The organism is Vibrio sp. SCSIO 43133 (genome assembly GCF_023716845.1).
Taxonomy (GTDB): Bacteria; Pseudomonadota; Gammaproteobacteria; order Enterobacterales; family Vibrionaceae; genus Vibrio; species Vibrio mediterranei.
In genome coordinates this window covers 2616202-2634864 of record NZ_CP068024.1, presented here as the reverse complement: position 1 = coordinate 2634864, position 18663 = coordinate 2616202, and the positions used below count along the sequence as shown (strand labels likewise).

Below are 18663 nucleotides of genomic sequence, written 5' to 3'. Positions count from 1 at the left end.
AGAGACACAGAGGCCATCTATCCTAAATGCCTAAGGAGATCAGTATGGCAATTAATGTAAACACGAATGTGTCTGCAATGACTGCTCAGCGTTATCTGAATAACGCAGCAGAGAACACACAAAAATCAATGGAACGCTTGTCTTCGGGCTACAAAATCAACAGTGCGAAAGACGATGCAGCAGGTCTGCAAATTGCGAACCGATTGAATGTTCAAAGCCGCGGCTTAGATATGGCTGTAAAAAACGCAAACGATGGTATCTCTATTGCGCAGACAGCTGAAGGTGCTATGGATGAAACTACTAACATCCTACAACGTATGCGTGACCTATCTCTACAATCTGCAAACGGCTCTAACTCAAAAGCAGAGCGTGTAGCAATTCAAGAAGAAGTGACAGCGCTTAATGACGAGCTAAACCGTATCGCGGAAACCACGTCTTTTGGTGGCAACCGTCTTCTAAATGGCACATACGGTACACAGTCGTTCCAAATCGGTTCTAACAGTGGCGAAGCAGTTATGCTGAGCATGAACGATATGCGCTCTGACAATGCACAAATGGGCGGTTCTTCTTATAAAGCGGCTAACGCGAAAGATGAAAGCTGGACAGTTGGAGCGGGTGCTACTTTAACGATTGACCTAAATGACAAAGCGGGTAACGCAATGACTCAGATTGCTATCACTGGTAAAGAAGGTGATGATATCGAGCAACTTGCAACCTACATCAATGGTCAAACAGACCAAGTTCAAGCATCTGTTGATGAAGACGGTGCTCTGCAAATCTTCGCAAGCAGCAACGGCGAAGCTGATAGTGCTTCACTAACGTTCGGTGGTTCACTAGCGGGCGGTTCTGAGCTTGACCTTTCTGGCGCAGCAAGCGCGGTATCAGTTAATGACATCAACGTTACTTCTGTAGGTGGTGCACAAGAATCAGTAGCTATTCTAGATGCGGCGCTAAAATACGTAGACAGTAACCGTGCAGAACTTGGTGCGTTCCAAAACCGCTTCAATCACGCAATCAATAACTTAGATAACATCAACGAAAACGTTAATGCATCTAAGAGCCGTATCGAAGACACCGATTACGCGAAAGAAACGACGGCAATGACCAAGAACCAAATCCTGCAGCAAGCGAGTACTTCAATTCTAGCTCAAGCGAAGCAATCGCCTTCAGCTGCACTTAGCCTACTAGGCTAAAAAAGGCTTACACCTTAGGCAAGTGTGTTGGTGATAGGGTTACTCTATCACCAACTTCCAATTTCAAGCTTATTGCTCAACTAGTTTTACCCCAGTTGGAGTTGGACAATAGAGAAGGTTAGAAACGGGAGAACGAAAGTGGATATCTCATCCTACGCGTCGAACATTCAGCCTTTTGCCTCTTCTAGTGGCACAGAACTTGCTTCGAAAAATACTAATAAAACAACACCGTCAGTTGATACCGATAAAGGCTCACAGCCGATAAAGGTCAATGAACTGAGAACGGCGGAAAGTGTGGCGTTTTCTAACCAGAAAACTTCCGAATTGATTCAGAAAATTGCGACCGAGCGTCATGACCTCAATCAGGCAGAACGTGAAAATATGGTCAAACGTCTTGATGAGTTTCTCACCTCAATGAATACGGGATTATCGTTTCGAAGAGATGAAGAATCAGGGCGCGACATCATTACTGTTTATGCAAAAGACAGCGGTGAGATCATTCGTCAATTTCCAGATCAAGAGCTTCTCGACGTACTAAAGCGTGTTGAAAAACATGGCGCACTCAGCATTGACATGTTGGTGTAGTCGCATCACTAAGATGCAATAGTATTAAATTCGAAGTGGTTTGGTGAATATGGGCCCGATAGGGATGTCTTCAGGCATGGATATCAATTCCATGGTGAGCAAAATAGTCGATGCTGAGCGGATTCCGAAACAGCAACGTCTCGACTATGAGCGTAGCAAAATTGATTCCGGTATAAGTGCCTACGGACGACTCAAAGAGTCACTAGATACGATGAAAAATCTTATGGCAAGCTTTCGCCAGGAGAAGGCGTTTGCGCTGAGAAGCGTCAACACCTCCGAAGAAAGCGTTGTCACGGCAACAGCATCAACTGATGCTATTGCTGGCAAATACGCTGTCGATGTATTGCAGCTTGCTCAAAGCCATAAAATCGCTTCGGATGCTATTCCTGAAGATACGAAGTTTGGTCCAGGTAAGCTGCAAATTTCAATGGGTGATGACAGCTTTGATATTTCCCTTCGCAGTAATTCTCGTTTAACCGACGTAGTTCGTGCCATTAACGGCGCGAGTGACAATCCCGGTGTACGCGCATCTATCGTTAAAGACATCAACGGTCCTAGGCTTATTGTGGCGGCCAACCAATCAGGGGCTGAACATGCCTTGATAATTGATGTAGACGCTGAGCCCGGCAACGATCTCTATCGATTCGAATACAAAACTATTGAGCAGCGCGTTAAAGCGTTGGAGCAAGCTCAGGCTGATGCATTAGCTTTACTAGATGTTCCATCCTCTGAGGAAGATGACGCTAAGAAAGCAGATGAGGTGAATGAAGCCACTGCTAATGAAGCTTTGGTAGAGGAAAACACCAAGGATGAGCAAAGCGCAGAATCTGTCGCGCAAGAGGCAACATCTGGCCGCCCTGAAGACACTATTCCCGGTTGGACAGAAACTGCATCAGGAACCTTGATGGATTCCTATCAAGCGCCAGAGCCGGAGCTTGATCAAAAAGCATTAGAGAAATCGGGTGAAGTCCCGGGTTGGAGTAATACAGCCTCGGGCACTTTGACCGACTCTTATGTAACGCCAAGTGAAGCACAAGCTCAGCTAGAGCAAGAATTGGTCGATGAAAAAGCGGCCATTGCCCAAGCTGTTGCTGACGGTGATATGACCGAAGCGGAGGCCAAGCAACTAGAGCGTGCCAAGCTATCACCTGAAGAGCGTGAGCGTTTAGAAAAAGTAGAATCAGTTCAAGCTGAACTTGCCGAAGCACAGCGATCGCTGCAAATCTACAATGGCATGTCACAAGTCCAAGCGGCGCAAGATTCAAAGGTCATACTCGACGGTATTGCTGAGCTATCAAGTCACAATAATGTCATTGAAGGTGCCATTGAAGGCGTGGATTTAACGTTGAAAGGCACGACCAAGCAAGGGGAGCGTCCAGCTGAAATTGGTGTGGAATATGACCGCGCTAGTGTGCGTGCTGATATTGAACAATTTGTTGCCGCCTACAACCAGTTTTATCAAGTGTCCAAAGAGCTTTCTAGTGCAGACCCCACAACTGGGCAAACCGGCCCATTGGCGGGAGATAGTGTGGTTAGAAGTGCGGACTCGCGTTTGAAAAGTGTCTTTTCATCAGCGGTAGAAGGTGCCCCTGAAGGGTTAGAGACCTTAACTGAGTTTGGTGTCACTACGACGCGCCAAGGTAATCTCGAAATAAACTATCAAATGCTCGATAAGCAGTTGAATAATAACTTCAACAAGCTAGGCGAGTTTTTCGGCGGTAATAACGGATTTGCCAAACGCGTCGAAGATGCTATTCACAGTATGACTGGTGCTACCGGGACGATCCGTACTCGAGAGCAAAGCTTAGTTGAACAAAATTATCGACTGAATGACCAACAGGTCAATTTAGACCGCCGCATGGATAGCCTACAGAAACGAACTCACGACAAATTTGCCGCCATGCAAGACGCTACCGGAAAGATGCAGTCGCAATTAGCAGGCATGATGAGTGCGATGGGGGGATAAGCTGATGTCGAAAGTAGGGTCTACTAATTGAGCATATTCAATCAATTAGGTGATTTGGATCACCGTTTACAATCTGTTTTAGAAAATGATGAGTTGGATACTGAAGAAATTCACCTTCTGGTCGATAAAAGAGAACAGATAATCACGAAGTTAATAGCCGCTTGCCAAAGGAATCCGAACCTAAAGCAGAGTGATGAGTGGCTGCAAGTGGAACAGTCGACACGTCGAATTGCGACCCATATGCAAATCAAAACGGATCAATTGGGACTGGAACTTAGAAAGTACCGACATGGTAGAAAGTCCCTACAGCAGTACCAAAAATTTATTTGAGAGGATAGTGATGCGTGGTTCATTACAAGCATATAAGAAAGTATCTGTAGACAGCCAATTGAGTGCTGCGTCACCGCACAAAGTTATCCAAATGCTAATGGGTGGTGCGATAGAAAGACTGATTCAAGCCAAGGCAGCGATGGAACAAGGCAATGTGCCTGTGAAAGGCGAGCGTATCGGCAAAGCTCTAGATATCATCATTGCACTACGTAGTTGCTTGTCTATGGATGATGGCGGCGACATTGCTAAAAACCTCGACCAGTTGTATGAATTCATGATTGCGCAAATCACAACGGCTAATCACGAAAATAACCCAAAACCAATTGATGATGTGATAGAGATCATACGAGAGATAAAATCTGCTTGGGATCAAATTCCTAGTGATTACCACAACTTAACAGCACAAGAAGTTGGAATCTAAGCGGAATTAACCTCTTAAAGTCAACGTGACAAAGTTGCTATATCAGAATAATGTCAATAGAATAGACGCCATTCCCAGCCTAATGGCGTTTTTTTATATCTAACCACTTGTTTTATAAATTGCTTGTCAATTTTATAAGGTGTTTTTTGGCTTTTGTTAGCTCGGCGTAAAATTGACGAGTGACAAAAAATTGACGCCGCTGTGGTTGGTTTTGATCAAGGCATAATTCCTGACTCATGCAAGGCTTAGCTAAACTTCTTGTTATTGCTGATGATCCGCAAATTCGCACTAATCTAAACACCATTTTGGAGTTTGTTGGTGAGCATTGTGTGGCGATTCCATCTACAGACATAAACCAAATCGATTGGTCCCAGACGTGGTCGGGTTGCATCGTAGGTGCTTTGGAAAGCCCAAATCTATCTCAAGTCTTGTTATCGCAGCTTTCGCTGTCTAATCATGTTCCTTTGCTGGTGACGAGTGAATTTACCGGCGCGGTTGAGCCACTTTCCAACTTTGTTGGTGAGTTAGAACTCCCTCTCAACTACCCTCAGCTAAGTGATGCGCTGCGTCATTGTCGCGAGTTTTTGGGGCGTAAAGGTGTTCAGGTTCCGTCGAATCTTCGTAAAAATACGCTATTTCGTAGTTTAGTTGGACAAAGTCCTGGCATACAGGAAGTTCGTCATTTGATTGAACAGGTCTCTGGTTCAGAAGCGAACGTGTTGATTCTGGGTGAGTCAGGCACGGGTAAGGAAGTTGTTGCTCGCAACATCCACTACCATTCAACTCGTCGTAGTGGGCCGTTTGTTCCAGTGAACTGCGGAGCGATTCCGCCGGACTTGCTAGAAAGTGAGTTGTTTGGTCATGAGAAAGGCGCCTTTACGGGGGCGATTACTTCTCGTAAAGGGCGTTTTGAGCTTGCCGATGGCGGTACCTTATTCCTTGACGAAATTGGTGATATGCCAATGCCGATGCAGGTCAAGTTACTTCGCGTATTGCAAGAGCGCGTGTTTGAACGCGTTGGCGGCAGTAGCGTGATTAAAGCCAATGTTCGCATTGTTGCCGCAACGCACCGCGATCTTGAAAGTATGATCCAACAGGGTGACTTCCGCGAAGACTTGTTCTATCGCTTAAATGTTTTCCCAATTGAAATGCCATCGCTTCGAGAGCGCAAAGAAGACATCCCTCTGTTGTTGCAAGAACTGCTAGCGCGTATGGAGGCAGAAGGGGGGCAACCTATCTGTTTCGCCCCTCGCTCCGTTAATTCGTTAATGGAACATGATTGGCCAGGTAACGTTCGTGAACTTGCCAACCTCGTTGAACGTATGGTGATCTTGTATCCAAATAGCTTGGTGGATGTGAATCATCTTCCGGTTAAATACCGCTATAGTGATATCCCAGAATTCCAGCCAGAAATGAATGCGTTCAAAACGATTGAAGAACAAGAGCGTGATGCACTAGACAGTATATTCGCGGAAAACTTTACCTTTGAAGAGCCTGAACTGGAAAGTCACAATGCACCTCAATCGTTGCCTCCTGAAGGTGTTAACCTGAAAGAAATGTTGGCCGACCTCGAAGTGAACATGATTAGCCAAGCTTTGGATGCTCAAGAAGGCATCGTTGCTCGTGCTGCTGATATGCTCGGTATGCGTCGTACCACCCTTGTTGAAAAAATGCGTAAGTATAACTTACACCGCTAGATTGGAGCTGTTTGTGATGTGATTTAAGTCACGCTCAATTTGCTATGACAATTTATTGACGCGATTAACTTGTTGAAATGTATAGACTTAAGCCCGGCATGCTTTTTGCATTTTCGGGCTTAAGTCTTTTATGGACTACGTATTTCTGCGAGTCGTATTGAGAAGGAACATCTCGTAAATGGATCAGTTGGCAACGGGCGAATCACAACAAGATGAGCAATCAAGCTCACACTTAGATTCCTTGGAATCGCAAGTAGAACGATATCAGCAGGTTATAGAAGCGATGCCTGCAGGTGTCATTTTGTTGGATACACAAGGTGTGGTCAGGGAAGCGAACCCAGAAGCGCACCGTATTCTCGATATTCCCCTTGTTGGCCAAAAATGGTTTCATCTGATTCAAGTGGTTTTTGACCCCAAAGAAGATGATGGTCATGAGGTCTCTTTGCGCAATGGCCGCAAGGTTCGATTGGCTATTTCCGCTTCCTCAACTGGACAGTTGATTCTCATTACTGACCTCACTGAAACGCGCTTGCTGCAATCAAGAGTCAGCGATTTACAGCGCTTATCATCTTTGGGAAGAATGGTTGCTTCACTCGCACATCAAGTTCGCACGCCGTTATCCAGTGCTATGTTGTATGCCTCTAACCTTGGTGCGCCTAACCTTCCACAACCTACTCGTGAACGCTTTCAAATCAAATTGGTCGACAGACTTCATGATCTTGAGAAGCAGGTTAATGACATGCTGTTGTTTGCAAAGGGGGGCGACAATAAGGTCATAAAGCCATTTACCCTAAAACAACTGGTGGATGAGTATCAGCCGATGGTCGAGACCACACTAAAAAGCAACAACATCGATTATTGTTTAGAAGTAGAGCAAGACGAAGTAGCGCTGCTGGGTAATGTTAATGCGGTTGCCTCTGCCTTGAGTAACCTTGTACTTAATGCCGTGCAAATTGCTGGTAAAGGGTCGCAATTGGATGTGTTTTTCCGTCCAGTTAATAACGAATTAAAAATCTCTGTCCAAGATAGCGGGCCAGGCGTACCTGCTGAACTGCAACAGAAAATAATGGAACCGTTTTTCACTACTCGTTCACAAGGCACGGGTCTTGGTCTTGCGGTAGTGCAAATGGTTTGCCGTGCTCATGAAGGACGGCTTGAATTGATATCAGAAGAGGATGATGGCGCATGTTTTACCATGTGCTTGCCATTGGCAACGTCATCTCAAGAAGTAACAAATGAAGGAATAAGCTGATGGCTCAAAGCAAAGTACTTATCGTAGAGGATGATGAAGGTCTTCGCGAAGCTCTCGTCGATACATTGGCCCTTGCAGGTTATGAGTGGGTGGAAGCCGATTGCGCTGAAGATGCTCTAGTGAAGCTCAAAACTCAGCCGGTAGATATTGTTGTTTCCGATGTACAGATGGCGGGGATGGGCGGTTTAGCACTCCTGCGAAACATTAAGCAGCATTGGCCCAATTTGCCTGTGTTGTTAATGACAGCTTATGCCAACATTGAAGATGCCGTCGCAGCCATGAAGGAAGGTGCGATTGATTACATGGCGAAACCTTTTGCGCCGGAAGTGTTGTTGAATATGGTCAGTCGTTATGCGCCAGTGAAGTCAGATGATAATGGTGATGCGATTGTTGCGGATGCTAAGAGTATTCAACTGCTTACTTTGGCTGAAAAAGTTGCTAAGACTGACGCCAGTGTCATGGTGCTGGGGCCAAGTGGCTCAGGTAAAGAAGTCATGTCACGCTATATCCATAACAAATCGCTACGTGCGGACGGTCCTTTTGTCGCAATCAACTGTGCGGCGATTCCAGACAACATGTTAGAAGCGACCCTATTTGGCTATGAGAAAGGGGCGTTTACCGGCGCTATTCAAGCCTGTCCGGGGAAATTTGAACAAGCTCAAGGTGGCACCATTTTGCTTGATGAGATCAGTGAAATGGATTTAAACCTTCAAGCTAAATTACTTCGTGTACTACAAGAGCGTGAGGTAGAGCGGTTAGGCAGTCGTAAAAGCATTGCGCTAGACGTTCGTGTATTGGCGACCAGTAATCGTGATCTTAAACAATATGTTCAGGAAGGTAACTTCCGTGAAGACTTATATTATCGCTTAAATGTGTTCCCAATTGCGTGGCCAGCTCTTTGTGATCGTTCTGGAGATATTGCGCCTTTAGCCCGTCATCTAACCGAGCGCCACTGTAAAAAATTGGGAATGCCAGTGCCAGAATTTGGTCAGGCAGCATTAGCAAAACTCATGAGCTATCCGTGGCCGGGTAACGTTCGCGAGCTAGATAATGTGGTGCAACGAGCTTTGATCTTATGTGACGAGTCAACCATTTGCGCTGAGCACATTCTATTAGAAGGTGTGGACTGGCAAGACGCATCGAGCTTACAACAAGTGGTGTCGAGCCCTGAGCAAGTTGCACCGGAGATTGATCCTGTTGCTCAGGTTTCAAGTGACGTGATGGGTCGCAGTGCAGCATCGAGCGAAGGCTTGGGTGGTGAACTTCGTGATCAAGAGTTTTCAATTATTTTGGAGACGCTCAAAGAGTGCGAAGGTCGCCGTAAAGAAATGGCGGAGAAACTTGGTATTAGCCCACGAACCTTACGCTATAAGTTAGCGAAGATGCGCGATGCTGGTATTGAGATCCCGAGCTAAGATGTGTCCTAAAGTGTTGGTTTAGAGCTAACACTTTAGGTTTAAACCATGGCATAATTTTTGCAATTTTCAGGAAAGAATCAAGATATTGTAAGGACACTGTCAAAAGATTGACGGCGATTGATAAAGCATGAAAGTAGACGGATTACACAATGAAATGCAGACCATGATGTTGGAAGCGGCCAACTCTAAGCCTGCAGCAAACGCCCATCAGGTTGGTGCTAACTTTGGCGACATGCTTTCTCAAGCGGTGAACAACGTGAATGGTCTTCAAAAATCATCCGGTGATCTGCAAATGCGTTTTGACCGAGGGGACGCTGATGTCTCTCTTTCTGATGTCATGATCGCTCGAAACAAGTCTAGCGTCGCCTTTGAAGCAACCATTCAAGTGAGAAATAAGCTTGTAGAAGCCTATAAAGAACTCATGAATATGCCCGTTTAATCTAGGTAGTAAAAAGTAGTGGCTCAAGAAAATCAATCGACAGACGTAGCGTTAATGGATAGTGGCTCAGATACCGCAATGGTGACGAGCTCAGACATCGCAGCAGAAAGTCAAAATCCAGACATCAACGAGAAAAGCAGCTCTAAGTTTGACTTAGCCGTAGGCGATCTCGATCTTCTCAGACAAATCGTCCTAGTTCTGTCTATCTCTATTTGTGTGGCGCTCATCGTGATGTTGTTCTTCTGGGTTAAAGAGCCAGAGATGCGCCCGTTAGGCGTATATGAGACCGAAGAGCTTATTCCAGTTCTTGATTATCTTGACCAAAAGAAAGTGCAATACAAGTTAGAAGGTAATGCGCTGAGTGTTCCTGCGAGTGAATACAATAACCTCAAACTTGATATGGTGCGTGCAGGAATAAACCGCGCATCAAATACCGGTGACGATATCCTGATGCAGGATATGGGATTTGGTGTTTCTCAGCGTCTTGAACAAGAACGTCTTAAGCTAAGCCGCGAAAGGCAACTAGGCAAAGCTATCGAGCAGATGAAGCAAGTGCGCACCGCTCGTGTACTTTTGGCACTGCCAAAACAAAGTGTTTTTGTTCGCCATAATCAAGAAGCATCCGCTTCAGTCTTTCTCACCCTAGCCACAGGCGCTGTATTAAGGCAGCAAGAAGTTGACTCCGTTGTGGATATGGTGGCGAGCGCCGTTCCGGGCATGAAGCCATCACGTATTACCGTTACTGATCAGCACGGTCGCCTATTGAGTTCGGGCTCTCAAGATGCTGCTTCTATGGCGCGTCGAAAAGAGCAAGAACTAGAGCAAAATCAAGAACAAGCGTTACGTGAGAAAATTGATTCGGTATTGATTCCGATTCTTGGCTTAGGTAACTACACCGCTCAAGTTGATATTGAACTCGACTTTAGCGCCGTTGAGCAAACGCGCAAGCGCTTTGACCCGAATACGCCAGCAACTCGAAGTGAATATACCTTAGAAGACTACAACAACGGTAATGTTGTGGCTGGTGTACCGGGTGCACTTAGTAACCAGCCGCCCGCTGACGCCTCTATTCCTACTGATGTCGCACAAATGAAAGATGGCTCGATCATGGGGCAAGGTTCAGTTCACAAAGAAGCGACACGTAACTTCGAACTCGATACCACGATTAGTCACGAGCGCAAACAAAGCGGTGTAGTAAATCGCCAGACCGTAGCGGTTGCAATAAAAAACCGTTCAAGCGTGAACCCAGATACTGGTGAGGTCACTTACCAGCCGCGTTCAGAGAGTGAACTGGCGGCAATTCGACAAGTACTTATCGGTGCTGTTGGTTTTAATGAAAACCGTGGTGATCTACTCAATGTTTTAAGTATGACGTTTGAAGAGCCTACGGCCGATCTATTACCGGATGTACCAATTTGGGAGCACCCTAATTTCAATGATTGGATTCGCTGGTTTGCGAGTGCCTTGGTGATCATCGTCGTGGTCTTTGTTCTAATTAGACCAGCAATGAAGAAGCTGCTTAACCCAGCAGCTCAGGAAGAAGACGACCAGCTTTATGGCCCGGATGGTCTGCCGCTTGGCGCCGACGGCGAAACTAGCTTGATTGGTACCGATATTGACGGCAGTGAGTTGTTCGAATTTAGTACCGGTATTGACCTACCAAACCTACACAAAGACGAAGATGTGCTTAAAGCAGTACGAGCTCTGGTGGCGAATGAGCCGGAACTCGCGGCACAAGTTGTTAAAAATTGGATGGCTGAAAACTAATGGCAAACGAGATCGTGGCAGCAAATGGCGGCCAACTTGCAGAAACCAGTGTCGACATTTCTAGCATTGGCGGAGATGAAAAAGCGGCTATTTTGCTACTCAGTTTGAATGAATCCGATGCGGCCAGCATCATTCGTCATCTTGAACCTAAACAAGTTCAGCGTGTGGGTAGTGCGATGGCGAAAGCCAGCGATCTGAGCCAAGACAAAGTGGGGGCGGTTCACCGCGCCTTCTTAGAAGATATCCAGAAGTACACCAATATTGGTATGGGTAGCGAAGACTTCATGCGCAATACCTTGGTAGCTGCATTAGGTGAAGATAAAGCCAACAACCTTGTGGACCAAATCCTTCTGGGAACTGGCTCCAAAGGTTTGGATTCATTGAAATGGATGGATCCGCGTCAAGTTGCCAGCATCATTGTTAACGAACACCCACAAATTCAAACTATCGTACTTTCTTACTTGGAAGCTGATCAATCAGCAGAAATTCTTTCTCAGTTCCCTGAGAGAGTTCGTCTTGATTTGATGATGCGTATTGCGAACTTGGAAGAAGTTCAGCCGTCTGCCTTAGCAGAACTGAACGAAATTATGGAGAAGCAGTTCGCAGGCCAAGCAGGCGCTCAAGCCGCGAAGATTGGCGGCCTGAAGGCGGCTGCGGAGATCATGAACTACCTCGACAACAACGTTGAAGGGATTCTTATGGATCAAATTCGCGACCAAGACGAAGATATGGCGACTCAGATTCAAGATCTTATGTTTGTATTCGAGAACCTTATCGAAGTGGACGACCAAGGTATCCAAAAGCTGCTTAGAGATGTACCGCAAGACGTGTTGCAACGTGCTCTTAAAGGTGCCGATGATGCGCTTAAAGAGAAGATTTTCGATAACATGTCGAAACGTGCTGCTGACATGATGCGTGAAGATATTGAGGCGATGCCACCTGTGCGTGTTGCTGATGTAGAAACGGCACAGAAAGAAATTCTCACGATTGCTAGACGAATGGCGGACAACGGTGAGCTGATGCTTTCTGGTGGTGCAGATGAGTTCCTATAAAAACTCATAACATATTCATTTGGAAAACTTTCTTAAGAATAAAAGGGAAGGCTTGATGTCTGGAGATAGAAAACGTGGCTTTTTGCGTCCGTCAGAAGACAATACCATAGAGTCAGCTCATTCTTGGGGGTTACCAGATTACACCTCACAAACTAATCAACATGCCAAAGAGACCGCGCTTAACTACGATCCTAGTTGGGCTCCTCTAGAAGAAGCACCAGCTGAAGAAGAGCCTTTGATGCTCACTGAAGAGCAGATTGAGCAGATCAAACAGGGTGCTTATCAAGAAGGCTTGTTCCAAGGCCAAGAAGCCGGTTTTAAACAAGGCTACGACAAAGGCAAGGAAGAGGGAACTCAAGCAGGACATGCCGAGGGACTTGAGTTAGGCAAAGCAGAAGGCGTTGCCGCTGGTGAAGAGTACATTAAGCAGCAGGTTGAAGTCTTCATGAACATGGCGAACCAATTTGCTCAACCGTTAGAGCTAATGAACAACCAAGTTGAAAAGCAATTGGTCGACATGGTGCTCGCGTTGGCCAAGGAAGTGGTGCATGTTGAGGTACAAACCAATCCGCAAGTCATTCTCGATACCGTCAAGCAATCGGTCGACGCGTTACCGATTGTTGGCCATGCAATTACGTTAAAACTCCATCCGGCTGATGTTGATATTATCCGTGCCGCTTATGGTGATGAAGAGCTTGATATTCGCAATTGGACGCTTGTTATTGAACCGTCACTCAATCGTGGTGATGTATTTATCGAAGCGGGTGAATCGAGCGTGAGTTACAAACTCGAAGAGCGTGTGAAAAGCGTATTACAAAGTTTTTGTGGAACCAATCGCCATCAGGGAGGCGAGTGATGCAAGCACTTGCCGAGCGACTGGCCAATTACAAAGTTGAAGGGCATAAGTCTCGCGCGATTGCTTCTGGTAAACTGGTTCGTGTTGTTGGATTAACACTCGAAGCCATCGGTTGCAAAGCACCCATTGGTAGTGTCTGTAAAGTGGAAACCATGCACGGCGAAATGGACGCCGAAGTGGTAGGTTTCTCCGGTGAACACTTGTATCTAATGCCAAGTGAACAGATTACCGGAGTTCTTCCTGGCGCTCGGGTAACGCCAATGACTTCTGATGCTGGACTTCCAGTAGGAATGGAACTACTCGGTCGAGTGATTGATGGAGTGGGAAACCCGCTTGATGGACTGGGTGAGATCTATACTGACAAACGCGCGTCGTTCAATGCTGAACCTATCAACCCGCTAGCGCGTAAACCCATCTCTGAACCACTTGATGTTGGCCTTAAAGCCATTAATGGCTTATTGACCGTTGGCAAAGGCCAGCGTATTGGTCTTTTTGCAGGTTCAGGTGTTGGTAAGTCGGTCACGCTAGGTATGATGACTCGTGGTACGACGGCACAAGTGGTTGTGGTGGGACTGATTGGTGAACGTGGCCGAGAAGTTAAAGAATTTATCGAAGAGATTCTAGGGACATCGGGTCGTGAGCGTTCGGTGGTCGTTGCAGCACCAGCTGATGCGTCACCACTTATGCGCCTGAAGGGCTGTCAAACCGCTTTAACCATTGCCGAGTATTTCCGTGATCAAGGGCTCGATGTCTTACTTCTGATGGATTCATTAACTCGTTTTGCGCAGGCGCAGCGTGAGATAGCGCTTTCAGTAGGTGAGCCACCGGCAACCAAAGGTTATCCGCCGTCGGTCTTTGCCAAGCTCCCTGCTTTAGTTGAGCGAGCGGGCAACGGTGATGTGAATCAGGGCTCCATTACTGCATTCTTCACTGTGCTTACTGAAGGGGATGATTTACAGGATCCTATCGCTGATGCGGCGAGGGCGATTTTGGATGGTCATATCGTTCTGTCTCGTGAAATGGCAGATGCTGGTCACTATCCAGCCATTGATGTAGAAAAATCGGTGAGTCGTGTTATGCCACAAATCACGGATGATCAGCATGTACTAATGTCTAAAGCTGTTAGGCAGGTGCTATCGGTTTGTCGCAAAAATCAAGATCTGGTATCCATAGGCGCTTACAAACTGGGAACTGACCCTGCTATTGATAGCGCCTTTACGCTGAAACCTAAGCTTGACCAGTACTTGCAACAAAGTATGCGTGAAACGGTGCCATACGATATGTGTTTGGGTATGCTTAAACAACTATTGCAGGTAAACTGATTCGGTTATGGATAATGCGCTCGATTTTCTTCTAGAACAAGCCAAAGACAGCGAGCAACAAGCGGTCTTAGCCCTCAACAAAGCACGATCAGAGCTTGAAGACTATTACAACCAAGTAAGACAAATTGAGCAGTATCGCCTTGATTACTGTAATCAACTTGTAGAGCGTGGCAAAGGAGGGCTGACGGCGAGTGAGTATGGTCACCTCAATCGTTTTTTGACACAGCTAGATGAGACATTAACCAAGCAAAAATCCGCAGAAAGTCACTTCAAACAACAGGTCGAAGATTGCCAAGATTACTGGCACAATACTCGTAAACAACGTCGGTCCTATGAGTGGCTTATCGATAAAAAAGCTAAAGAGAAACAACTGCAAGAACAAAAGCTTGAACAAAAACAGATGGATGAGTTTTCTAACCTGCTTTTCGCTCGTCGTCGCTCTGCTCGTTAACCCTATCCTTTAGTAAAACTCACTGTTCGGTACAAATTTTGCATCGATAGATGACATAACTGTAAGCGGCGGCATTTTGCCACCTAGCGTATTTAACTCTTCTTTACGGGCCTTAATGGAATGAGTCTGGCAATTACTAACAACAGTATTTCAGCGACACCAAATGCTAAGTCTAGTGACAAAACCACCTTGGTGGATTCCGCCGATAACGCGGAAGAACAGGGCTTTTTTGATAAGCTTAAAAGCGCAATTTCTTCAGAAAATACTGAGGAAAACCAAAAGGTTGAAGGCAAAAAATCAGGCGAAAAGATAACGTCGAGTTCGACAGGTGTTTTATTGGAAGATGGCGCTGAAGTGAGTGATGAGGTAGGAAAAGCCGCTGAGACCACCAAGTCTTCACAAGCTACCCCAGCAACGGTAAAGAGTCAGGCAAATGATGAAGATGTAGAAAGCACTGAAGATAAGGGCGTCAAAAAAATGGCGGCTGGTGGTGCTATAGCTGTGGGTGATGAGACGTTAAGCTCCGATTCTCAAGGCAACAGTGTCGAAGCCAAAAAAACCGTGAGCGACAGTGCTGAATTGCTTAATCGTTTAGATGAATCAAACAGTGCGTTAAAGCCCAAATCAACATCAGTTGAGTCTCAAGATGAAGCCAAATTAGCAGGAGCCGCGATATTAGGTGCTACAACTGCAAACGCTCGCAACCCTCAAACGATGAATCAAGTTGATGGACACGCAGCATCAATGAGTGGCGACGGCTCGTCAATAGAGAAACAAAGCAAAAATATCGTTGCTCCTGATGGGGTTGTCAGTGAAGCTACCGCCGAAGAATTGGCGGCACTTTCTGCGTCTCAGGGCAATCTTTCACAAACGGGGTCTACGCAAAACAATCCTACACAAGGTAGTGCTTCGCTTTCTGGCGATAACCTCGACGGTTCACACAAATCTAAGGCGGTTGCCGCAGGAACTGCAGCACATTTAGCGTCCGGCCAAGAGGCGAAAGCAACGACGTTTGATGGAGACACAAAAGCTGGCACACAAAACCAAATTGCTTGGTCTAAGCCTGATGCGGAGCAAGGCGGAAAATTAGACGCCAAGACTCTCGCGGCGACGGCTTTTACTGCAGATAAGCTTCATTCGAGTGCAAGTCAAAGTGCTGCTATGGCGACGCCAGCTACCCAGGCAACAGCAGTGCCAATACATAGTGCAACTCAAGCCGGCTCAGAGGGGGCGATGGCCGCAAGTGTATTAGCGGCTAATGCTGCCGCAACCAGTCACAATACCAATAATCCATCGTTAACCTCGGGGAATGCAAGTTTAGCTGGCGTGCAAAAACAAAAAGGAGCCGCCAACCTTGGACAAGCAAATGATGCTCCCGCCGGTATAACGCATGCCGCAGCAGCAGGTGTGACTGCTAATCAACTGCGAGCTGAGCAATCACAAGCACCAACAAACGTACAGTCGCCCCTAGTGCTCACCAAAGAGAACGCGAGTGACCAAGTTGCAGAGCGCGTTCAAATGATGATGGCGAAAAACTTGAAACATGTGGATATTCGTTTAGATCCGCCAGACTTAGGTCGAATGCAAATTCGCATGAGTTTAAACAATGATTCTGCGACGGTGCATTTTACGGTTCAAAACCAACAAACGCGCGATATGGTCGATCATGCTATGCCAAGGCTGCGTGAAATGCTGTCTCAACAGGGAATTCAACTGGCAGATTCGTCGGTTCAGCAACAGAGTCAAGGTCAGCAACAACGTCACGCTTCTCATGAATCGAGTGGTTCTGGATCTCAATCTAGTGGTCAGTCGAATCATGGTGTCGATGATACTGAAGAAAGCGTAAGCTTGAACGTGAATGTTGCCAATAAAAAAGATGGTATTAGTTACTACGCCTAACGCGAGTAATCTCATGGAAAATAGAAGAACAAAATGGCAGAAGATACTTTAGAACAACCTAAGAACAACAAAAAACTGTTGATCATTATTGTCGCAGCGCTGGTTCTATTACTGGCTGCTGGTGGTGTCGCCTATTGGTTACTGGGATCTGATGAGGCGCCAGCAAGTGCTCCCGCGGCACAAAGCGGTGCTGCAGCGGTGCCAGTTGACCCAATATCGTATGTGAATATCGCCCAACCATTTATCTTTAATGCCGCTGGCAAACAGCGCGATCGTGTTGTTCAGATCAAAGCGCAACTTATGGTCCGTGGCCTAGATAACGAAGAAGTGGCGCGTTATCACTCTCCTTTAATAGAAAGTACATTGTTGTCGACGTTTGCGTCGGCGACGGTTGAGCAATTGCGCAGTACGAATGGACGCGTTGAATTACGTGACCAAGCTACCGCTGATGTTCAAGCCAGTTTGTCTCAGGTTGTCGGTAAGCCTGTAGTCGAAAGAGTGTTATTTACCGATTTTGTAATCCAGTAGGTATTGTGTGACCGATTTATTAAGCCAAGACGAAATTGATGCGCTTCTCCACGGAGTAGACGATGTCGATGAAGTTGAAGATGAGCTAGATCAAGACCCCAATGATGTGGTGCATTTTGACTTCTCGTCGCAAGATCGCATTGTTCGTGGTCGAATGCCTACACTCGAACTTATCAATGAACGTTTTGCGCGCCATATGCGAATCAGCTTATTCAATATGTTGCGAAAAACCGCTGAAGTGTCGATTAACGGCGTTCAGATGATGAAGTTTGGTGAATACCAAAACACCTTATACGTGCCAACAAGCTTGAATATGGTGCGCTTTAGACCGCTAAAAGGAACAGCTCTCATTACTATGGAAGCGCGTTTGGTGTTCATTTTGGTAGAAAACTTCTTTGGTGGTGACGGCCGTTTTCACGCCAAGATTGAGGGTCGAGAGTTTACCCCTACAGAGCGGCGTATCATTCAGTTATTGATGAAAACCGTTTTCGAAGACTACAAGGAAGCGTGGTCGCCAGTTATGGGCGTTGAGTTTGAGTATTTGGACTCTGAAGTGAACCCAAGCATGGCGAACATTGTCAGCCCAACCGAAGTTATTGTGGTCAGCTCGTTCCATATCGAAGTGGATGGCGGTGGTGGCGATTTCCATGTGGTGATGCCGTATTCTATGGTGGAGCCTATTCGCGAATTACTCGATGCAGGTGTCCAGTCGGATAAGATGGAAACCGATGTCCGTTGGAGTAGCGCCCTGCGTGAAGAAATTATGGATGTTCCGGTGAACTTCCGCGTGAACCTGTTAGAGAAAGACGTATCACTTCGCGACCTTATGGAGTTGCAAGCCGGAGATATCATTCCTATCGATATGCCGGAAAATGCCACCATGTTTGTCGAGGAATTGCCGACGTTCAGAGTGAAGATGGGACGCACTGGCGAAAAAGTTGCCGTACAGATTTCCGAAAAAATAAGACGCCCAGATGTAGTGAAAACCGACTTAGCTTTCCTTGGTAAGGATATTATGGCTGAGTTGGAGCATGTGGAAGACGCAGACGAAGAATAACCAGAGTAGATATAAATAATGACGATAAGTGACGACCAAAAACTTGCGGACGAATGGGCAGCCGCTTTAGGTGAAGATCCAATGGCGCCAGAAATTGATGTGGATGAGGTACTCGCCGCACCACTGGATGAACTGCAAGACTCACCAGCGCCGATTTCAGAGGATGAGCGTCGTAAACTGGATACGATTATGGATATTCCAGTGACCATCTCTATGGAAGTTGGCCGCTCACAAATTAGCATCCGTAACCTACTTCAGCTGAACCAAGGTTCGGTAGTGGAATTAGACCGCATTGCCGGCGAATCGCTCGATGTCATGGTAAATGGCACCTTGATCGCTCATGGTGAGGTGGTTGTGGTAAACGACAAGTTTGGTATCCGTTTGACGGATGTCATCAGTCAAACTGAGCGAATTAAGAAGTTGCGTTAAT

18 protein-coding genes are annotated in these 18663 nt (G+C 46.4%); all 18 read left to right on the top strand.

Annotated elements, in window-relative coordinates; genetic code table 11:
- Positions 1 to 44 precede the first annotated feature (44 nt).
- The 18 genes from JKJ11_RS12355 to fliN all read left to right on the top strand — a co-directional run bounded on the left by JKJ11_RS12355 (position 45) and on the right by fliN (position 18662).
- Positions 45 to 1193, top strand: a complete 1149-nt coding sequence (locus tag JKJ11_RS12355; protein ID WP_006069953.1) for a flagellin — start codon at positions 45 to 47, stop codon at positions 1191 to 1193.
- A gap of 138 nt (positions 1194 to 1331) precedes the next feature.
- The gene (locus JKJ11_RS12350; RefSeq protein WP_006069954.1) at positions 1332 to 1778 is read left to right on the top strand and encodes a flagellar protein FlaG; all 447 of its coding nucleotides are present in this window, start codon (positions 1332 to 1334) and stop codon (positions 1776 to 1778) included.
- Positions 1779 to 1821: 43 nt separating this feature from the next.
- The gene (fliD, locus tag JKJ11_RS12345) at positions 1822 to 3744 is read left to right on the top strand and encodes a flagellar filament capping protein FliD (protein ID WP_252038264.1); all 1923 of its coding nucleotides are present in this window, start codon (positions 1822 to 1824) and stop codon (positions 3742 to 3744) included.
- 27 nt (positions 3745 to 3771) lie between these two features.
- On the top strand, positions 3772 to 4074 hold the full coding sequence (locus tag JKJ11_RS12340; RefSeq protein ID WP_252038263.1) for a flagellar protein FliT: 303 nt from the start codon (positions 3772 to 3774) through the stop codon (positions 4072 to 4074).
- Between the two features lie 10 nt (positions 4075 to 4084).
- Positions 4085 to 4495 (top strand): flagellar export chaperone FliS, encoded by a 411-nt coding sequence (gene fliS / locus JKJ11_RS12335; RefSeq protein ID WP_006069957.1) that lies wholly within the window; start codon positions 4085 to 4087, stop codon positions 4493 to 4495.
- Positions 4496 to 4731: 236 nt separating this feature from the next.
- A complete protein-coding gene (locus JKJ11_RS12330) occupies positions 4732 to 6192 on the top strand; it encodes a sigma-54 dependent transcriptional regulator (protein WP_006069958.1) in 1461 nt (486 codons plus the stop codon).
- Positions 6193 to 6370: 178 nt separating this feature from the next.
- Positions 6371 to 7444 carry a sensor histidine kinase gene (locus JKJ11_RS12325; RefSeq protein WP_006069959.1) on the top strand — a complete coding sequence of 358 codons (1074 nt, stop codon included), beginning with the start codon at positions 6371 to 6373 and terminating at the stop codon, positions 7442 to 7444.
- Positions 7444 to 8859 carry a sigma-54-dependent transcriptional regulator gene (locus tag JKJ11_RS12320; RefSeq protein ID WP_252038262.1) on the top strand — a complete coding sequence of 472 codons (1416 nt, stop codon included), beginning with the start codon at positions 7444 to 7446 and terminating at the stop codon, positions 8857 to 8859. Before JKJ11_RS12325 ends, JKJ11_RS12320 begins: the two co-directional genes overlap by 1 nt.
- Before the next feature lie 130 nt (positions 8860 to 8989).
- Positions 8990 to 9301 (top strand): flagellar hook-basal body complex protein FliE, encoded by a 312-nt coding sequence (fliE, locus tag JKJ11_RS12315; protein WP_006069961.1) that lies wholly within the window; start codon positions 8990 to 8992, stop codon positions 9299 to 9301.
- A 54-nt stretch (positions 9302 to 9355) separates the two neighbouring features.
- Entirely contained in the window at positions 9356 to 11068 is a 1713-nt protein-coding gene (fliF, locus tag JKJ11_RS12310; RefSeq protein WP_412104837.1) for a flagellar basal-body MS-ring/collar protein FliF, read from the top strand.
- Positions 11068 to 12120: a flagellar motor switch protein FliG gene (gene fliG, locus JKJ11_RS12305; protein ID WP_006069963.1), complete on the top strand. Its 1053-nt coding sequence runs from the start codon at positions 11068 to 11070 to the stop codon at positions 12118 to 12120. The genes fliF and fliG overlap by 1 nt, the downstream gene beginning before the upstream one ends.
- Positions 12121 to 12175: 55 nt before the next feature.
- Positions 12176 to 12976 carry a flagellar assembly protein FliH gene (gene fliH, locus JKJ11_RS12300; RefSeq protein WP_252038261.1) on the top strand — a complete coding sequence of 267 codons (801 nt, stop codon included), beginning with the start codon at positions 12176 to 12178 and terminating at the stop codon, positions 12974 to 12976.
- The gene (gene fliI / locus JKJ11_RS12295) at positions 12976 to 14298 is read left to right on the top strand and encodes a flagellar protein export ATPase FliI (protein WP_252038260.1); all 1323 of its coding nucleotides are present in this window, start codon (positions 12976 to 12978) and stop codon (positions 14296 to 14298) included. The genes fliH and fliI overlap by 1 nt, the downstream gene beginning before the upstream one ends.
- Positions 14299 to 14305: 7 nt before the next feature.
- Positions 14306 to 14749: a flagellar export protein FliJ gene (gene fliJ, locus JKJ11_RS12290; RefSeq protein WP_031494285.1), complete on the top strand. Its 444-nt coding sequence runs from the start codon at positions 14306 to 14308 to the stop codon at positions 14747 to 14749.
- A 120-nt stretch (positions 14750 to 14869) separates the two neighbouring features.
- Positions 14870 to 16648: a flagellar hook-length control protein FliK gene (locus JKJ11_RS12285; RefSeq protein ID WP_252038259.1), complete on the top strand. Its 1779-nt coding sequence runs from the start codon at positions 14870 to 14872 to the stop codon at positions 16646 to 16648.
- A 33-nt stretch (positions 16649 to 16681) separates the two neighbouring features.
- Complete coding sequence (fliL, locus tag JKJ11_RS12280; RefSeq protein ID WP_198558130.1) at positions 16682 to 17176, top strand: flagellar basal body-associated protein FliL; 495 nt, start codon at positions 16682 to 16684, stop codon at positions 17174 to 17176.
- Positions 17177 to 17183: 7 nt separating this feature from the next.
- Positions 17184 to 18233, top strand: coding sequence for a flagellar motor switch protein FliM (fliM, locus tag JKJ11_RS12275; protein WP_006069969.1), 1050 nt, complete (start codon positions 17184 to 17186; stop codon positions 18231 to 18233).
- Between the two features lie 18 nt (positions 18234 to 18251).
- Positions 18252 to 18662: a flagellar motor switch protein FliN gene (fliN, locus tag JKJ11_RS12270; protein ID WP_006069970.1), complete on the top strand. Its 411-nt coding sequence runs from the start codon at positions 18252 to 18254 to the stop codon at positions 18660 to 18662.
- Position 18663: the final 1 nt, after the last annotated feature.

Coding starts and splice junctions, on each gene's coding strand:
- JKJ11_RS12330 (WP_006069958.1), top strand. CDS start 4,732: ATGCAAGGCTTAGCTAAACTTCTTGTTATTGCTGATGATCCGCAAATT.
- JKJ11_RS12355 (WP_006069953.1), top strand. CDS start 45: ATGGCAATTAATGTAAACACGAATGTGTCTGCAATGACTGCTCAGCGT.
- JKJ11_RS12320 (WP_252038262.1), top strand. CDS start 7,444: ATGGCTCAAAGCAAAGTACTTATCGTAGAGGATGATGAAGGTCTTCGC.
- fliN (WP_006069970.1), top strand. CDS start 18,252: ATGACGATAAGTGACGACCAAAAACTTGCGGACGAATGGGCAGCCGCT.
- JKJ11_RS12325 (WP_006069959.1), top strand. CDS start 6,371: ATGGATCAGTTGGCAACGGGCGAATCACAACAAGATGAGCAATCAAGC.
- fliE (WP_006069961.1), top strand. CDS start 8,990: ATGAAAGTAGACGGATTACACAATGAAATGCAGACCATGATGTTGGAA.
- fliH (WP_252038261.1), top strand. CDS start 12,176: ATGTCTGGAGATAGAAAACGTGGCTTTTTGCGTCCGTCAGAAGACAAT.
- fliG (WP_006069963.1), top strand. CDS start 11,068: ATGGCAAACGAGATCGTGGCAGCAAATGGCGGCCAACTTGCAGAAACC.
- fliS (WP_006069957.1), top strand. CDS start 4,085: ATGCGTGGTTCATTACAAGCATATAAGAAAGTATCTGTAGACAGCCAA.
- fliF (WP_412104837.1), top strand. CDS start 9,356: ATGGATAGTGGCTCAGATACCGCAATGGTGACGAGCTCAGACATCGCA.
- fliJ (WP_031494285.1), top strand. CDS start 14,306: ATGGATAATGCGCTCGATTTTCTTCTAGAACAAGCCAAAGACAGCGAG.
- JKJ11_RS12285 (WP_252038259.1), top strand. CDS start 14,870: ATGAGTCTGGCAATTACTAACAACAGTATTTCAGCGACACCAAATGCT.
- fliL (WP_198558130.1), top strand. CDS start 16,682: ATGGCAGAAGATACTTTAGAACAACCTAAGAACAACAAAAAACTGTTG.
- fliI (WP_252038260.1), top strand. CDS start 12,976: ATGCAAGCACTTGCCGAGCGACTGGCCAATTACAAAGTTGAAGGGCAT.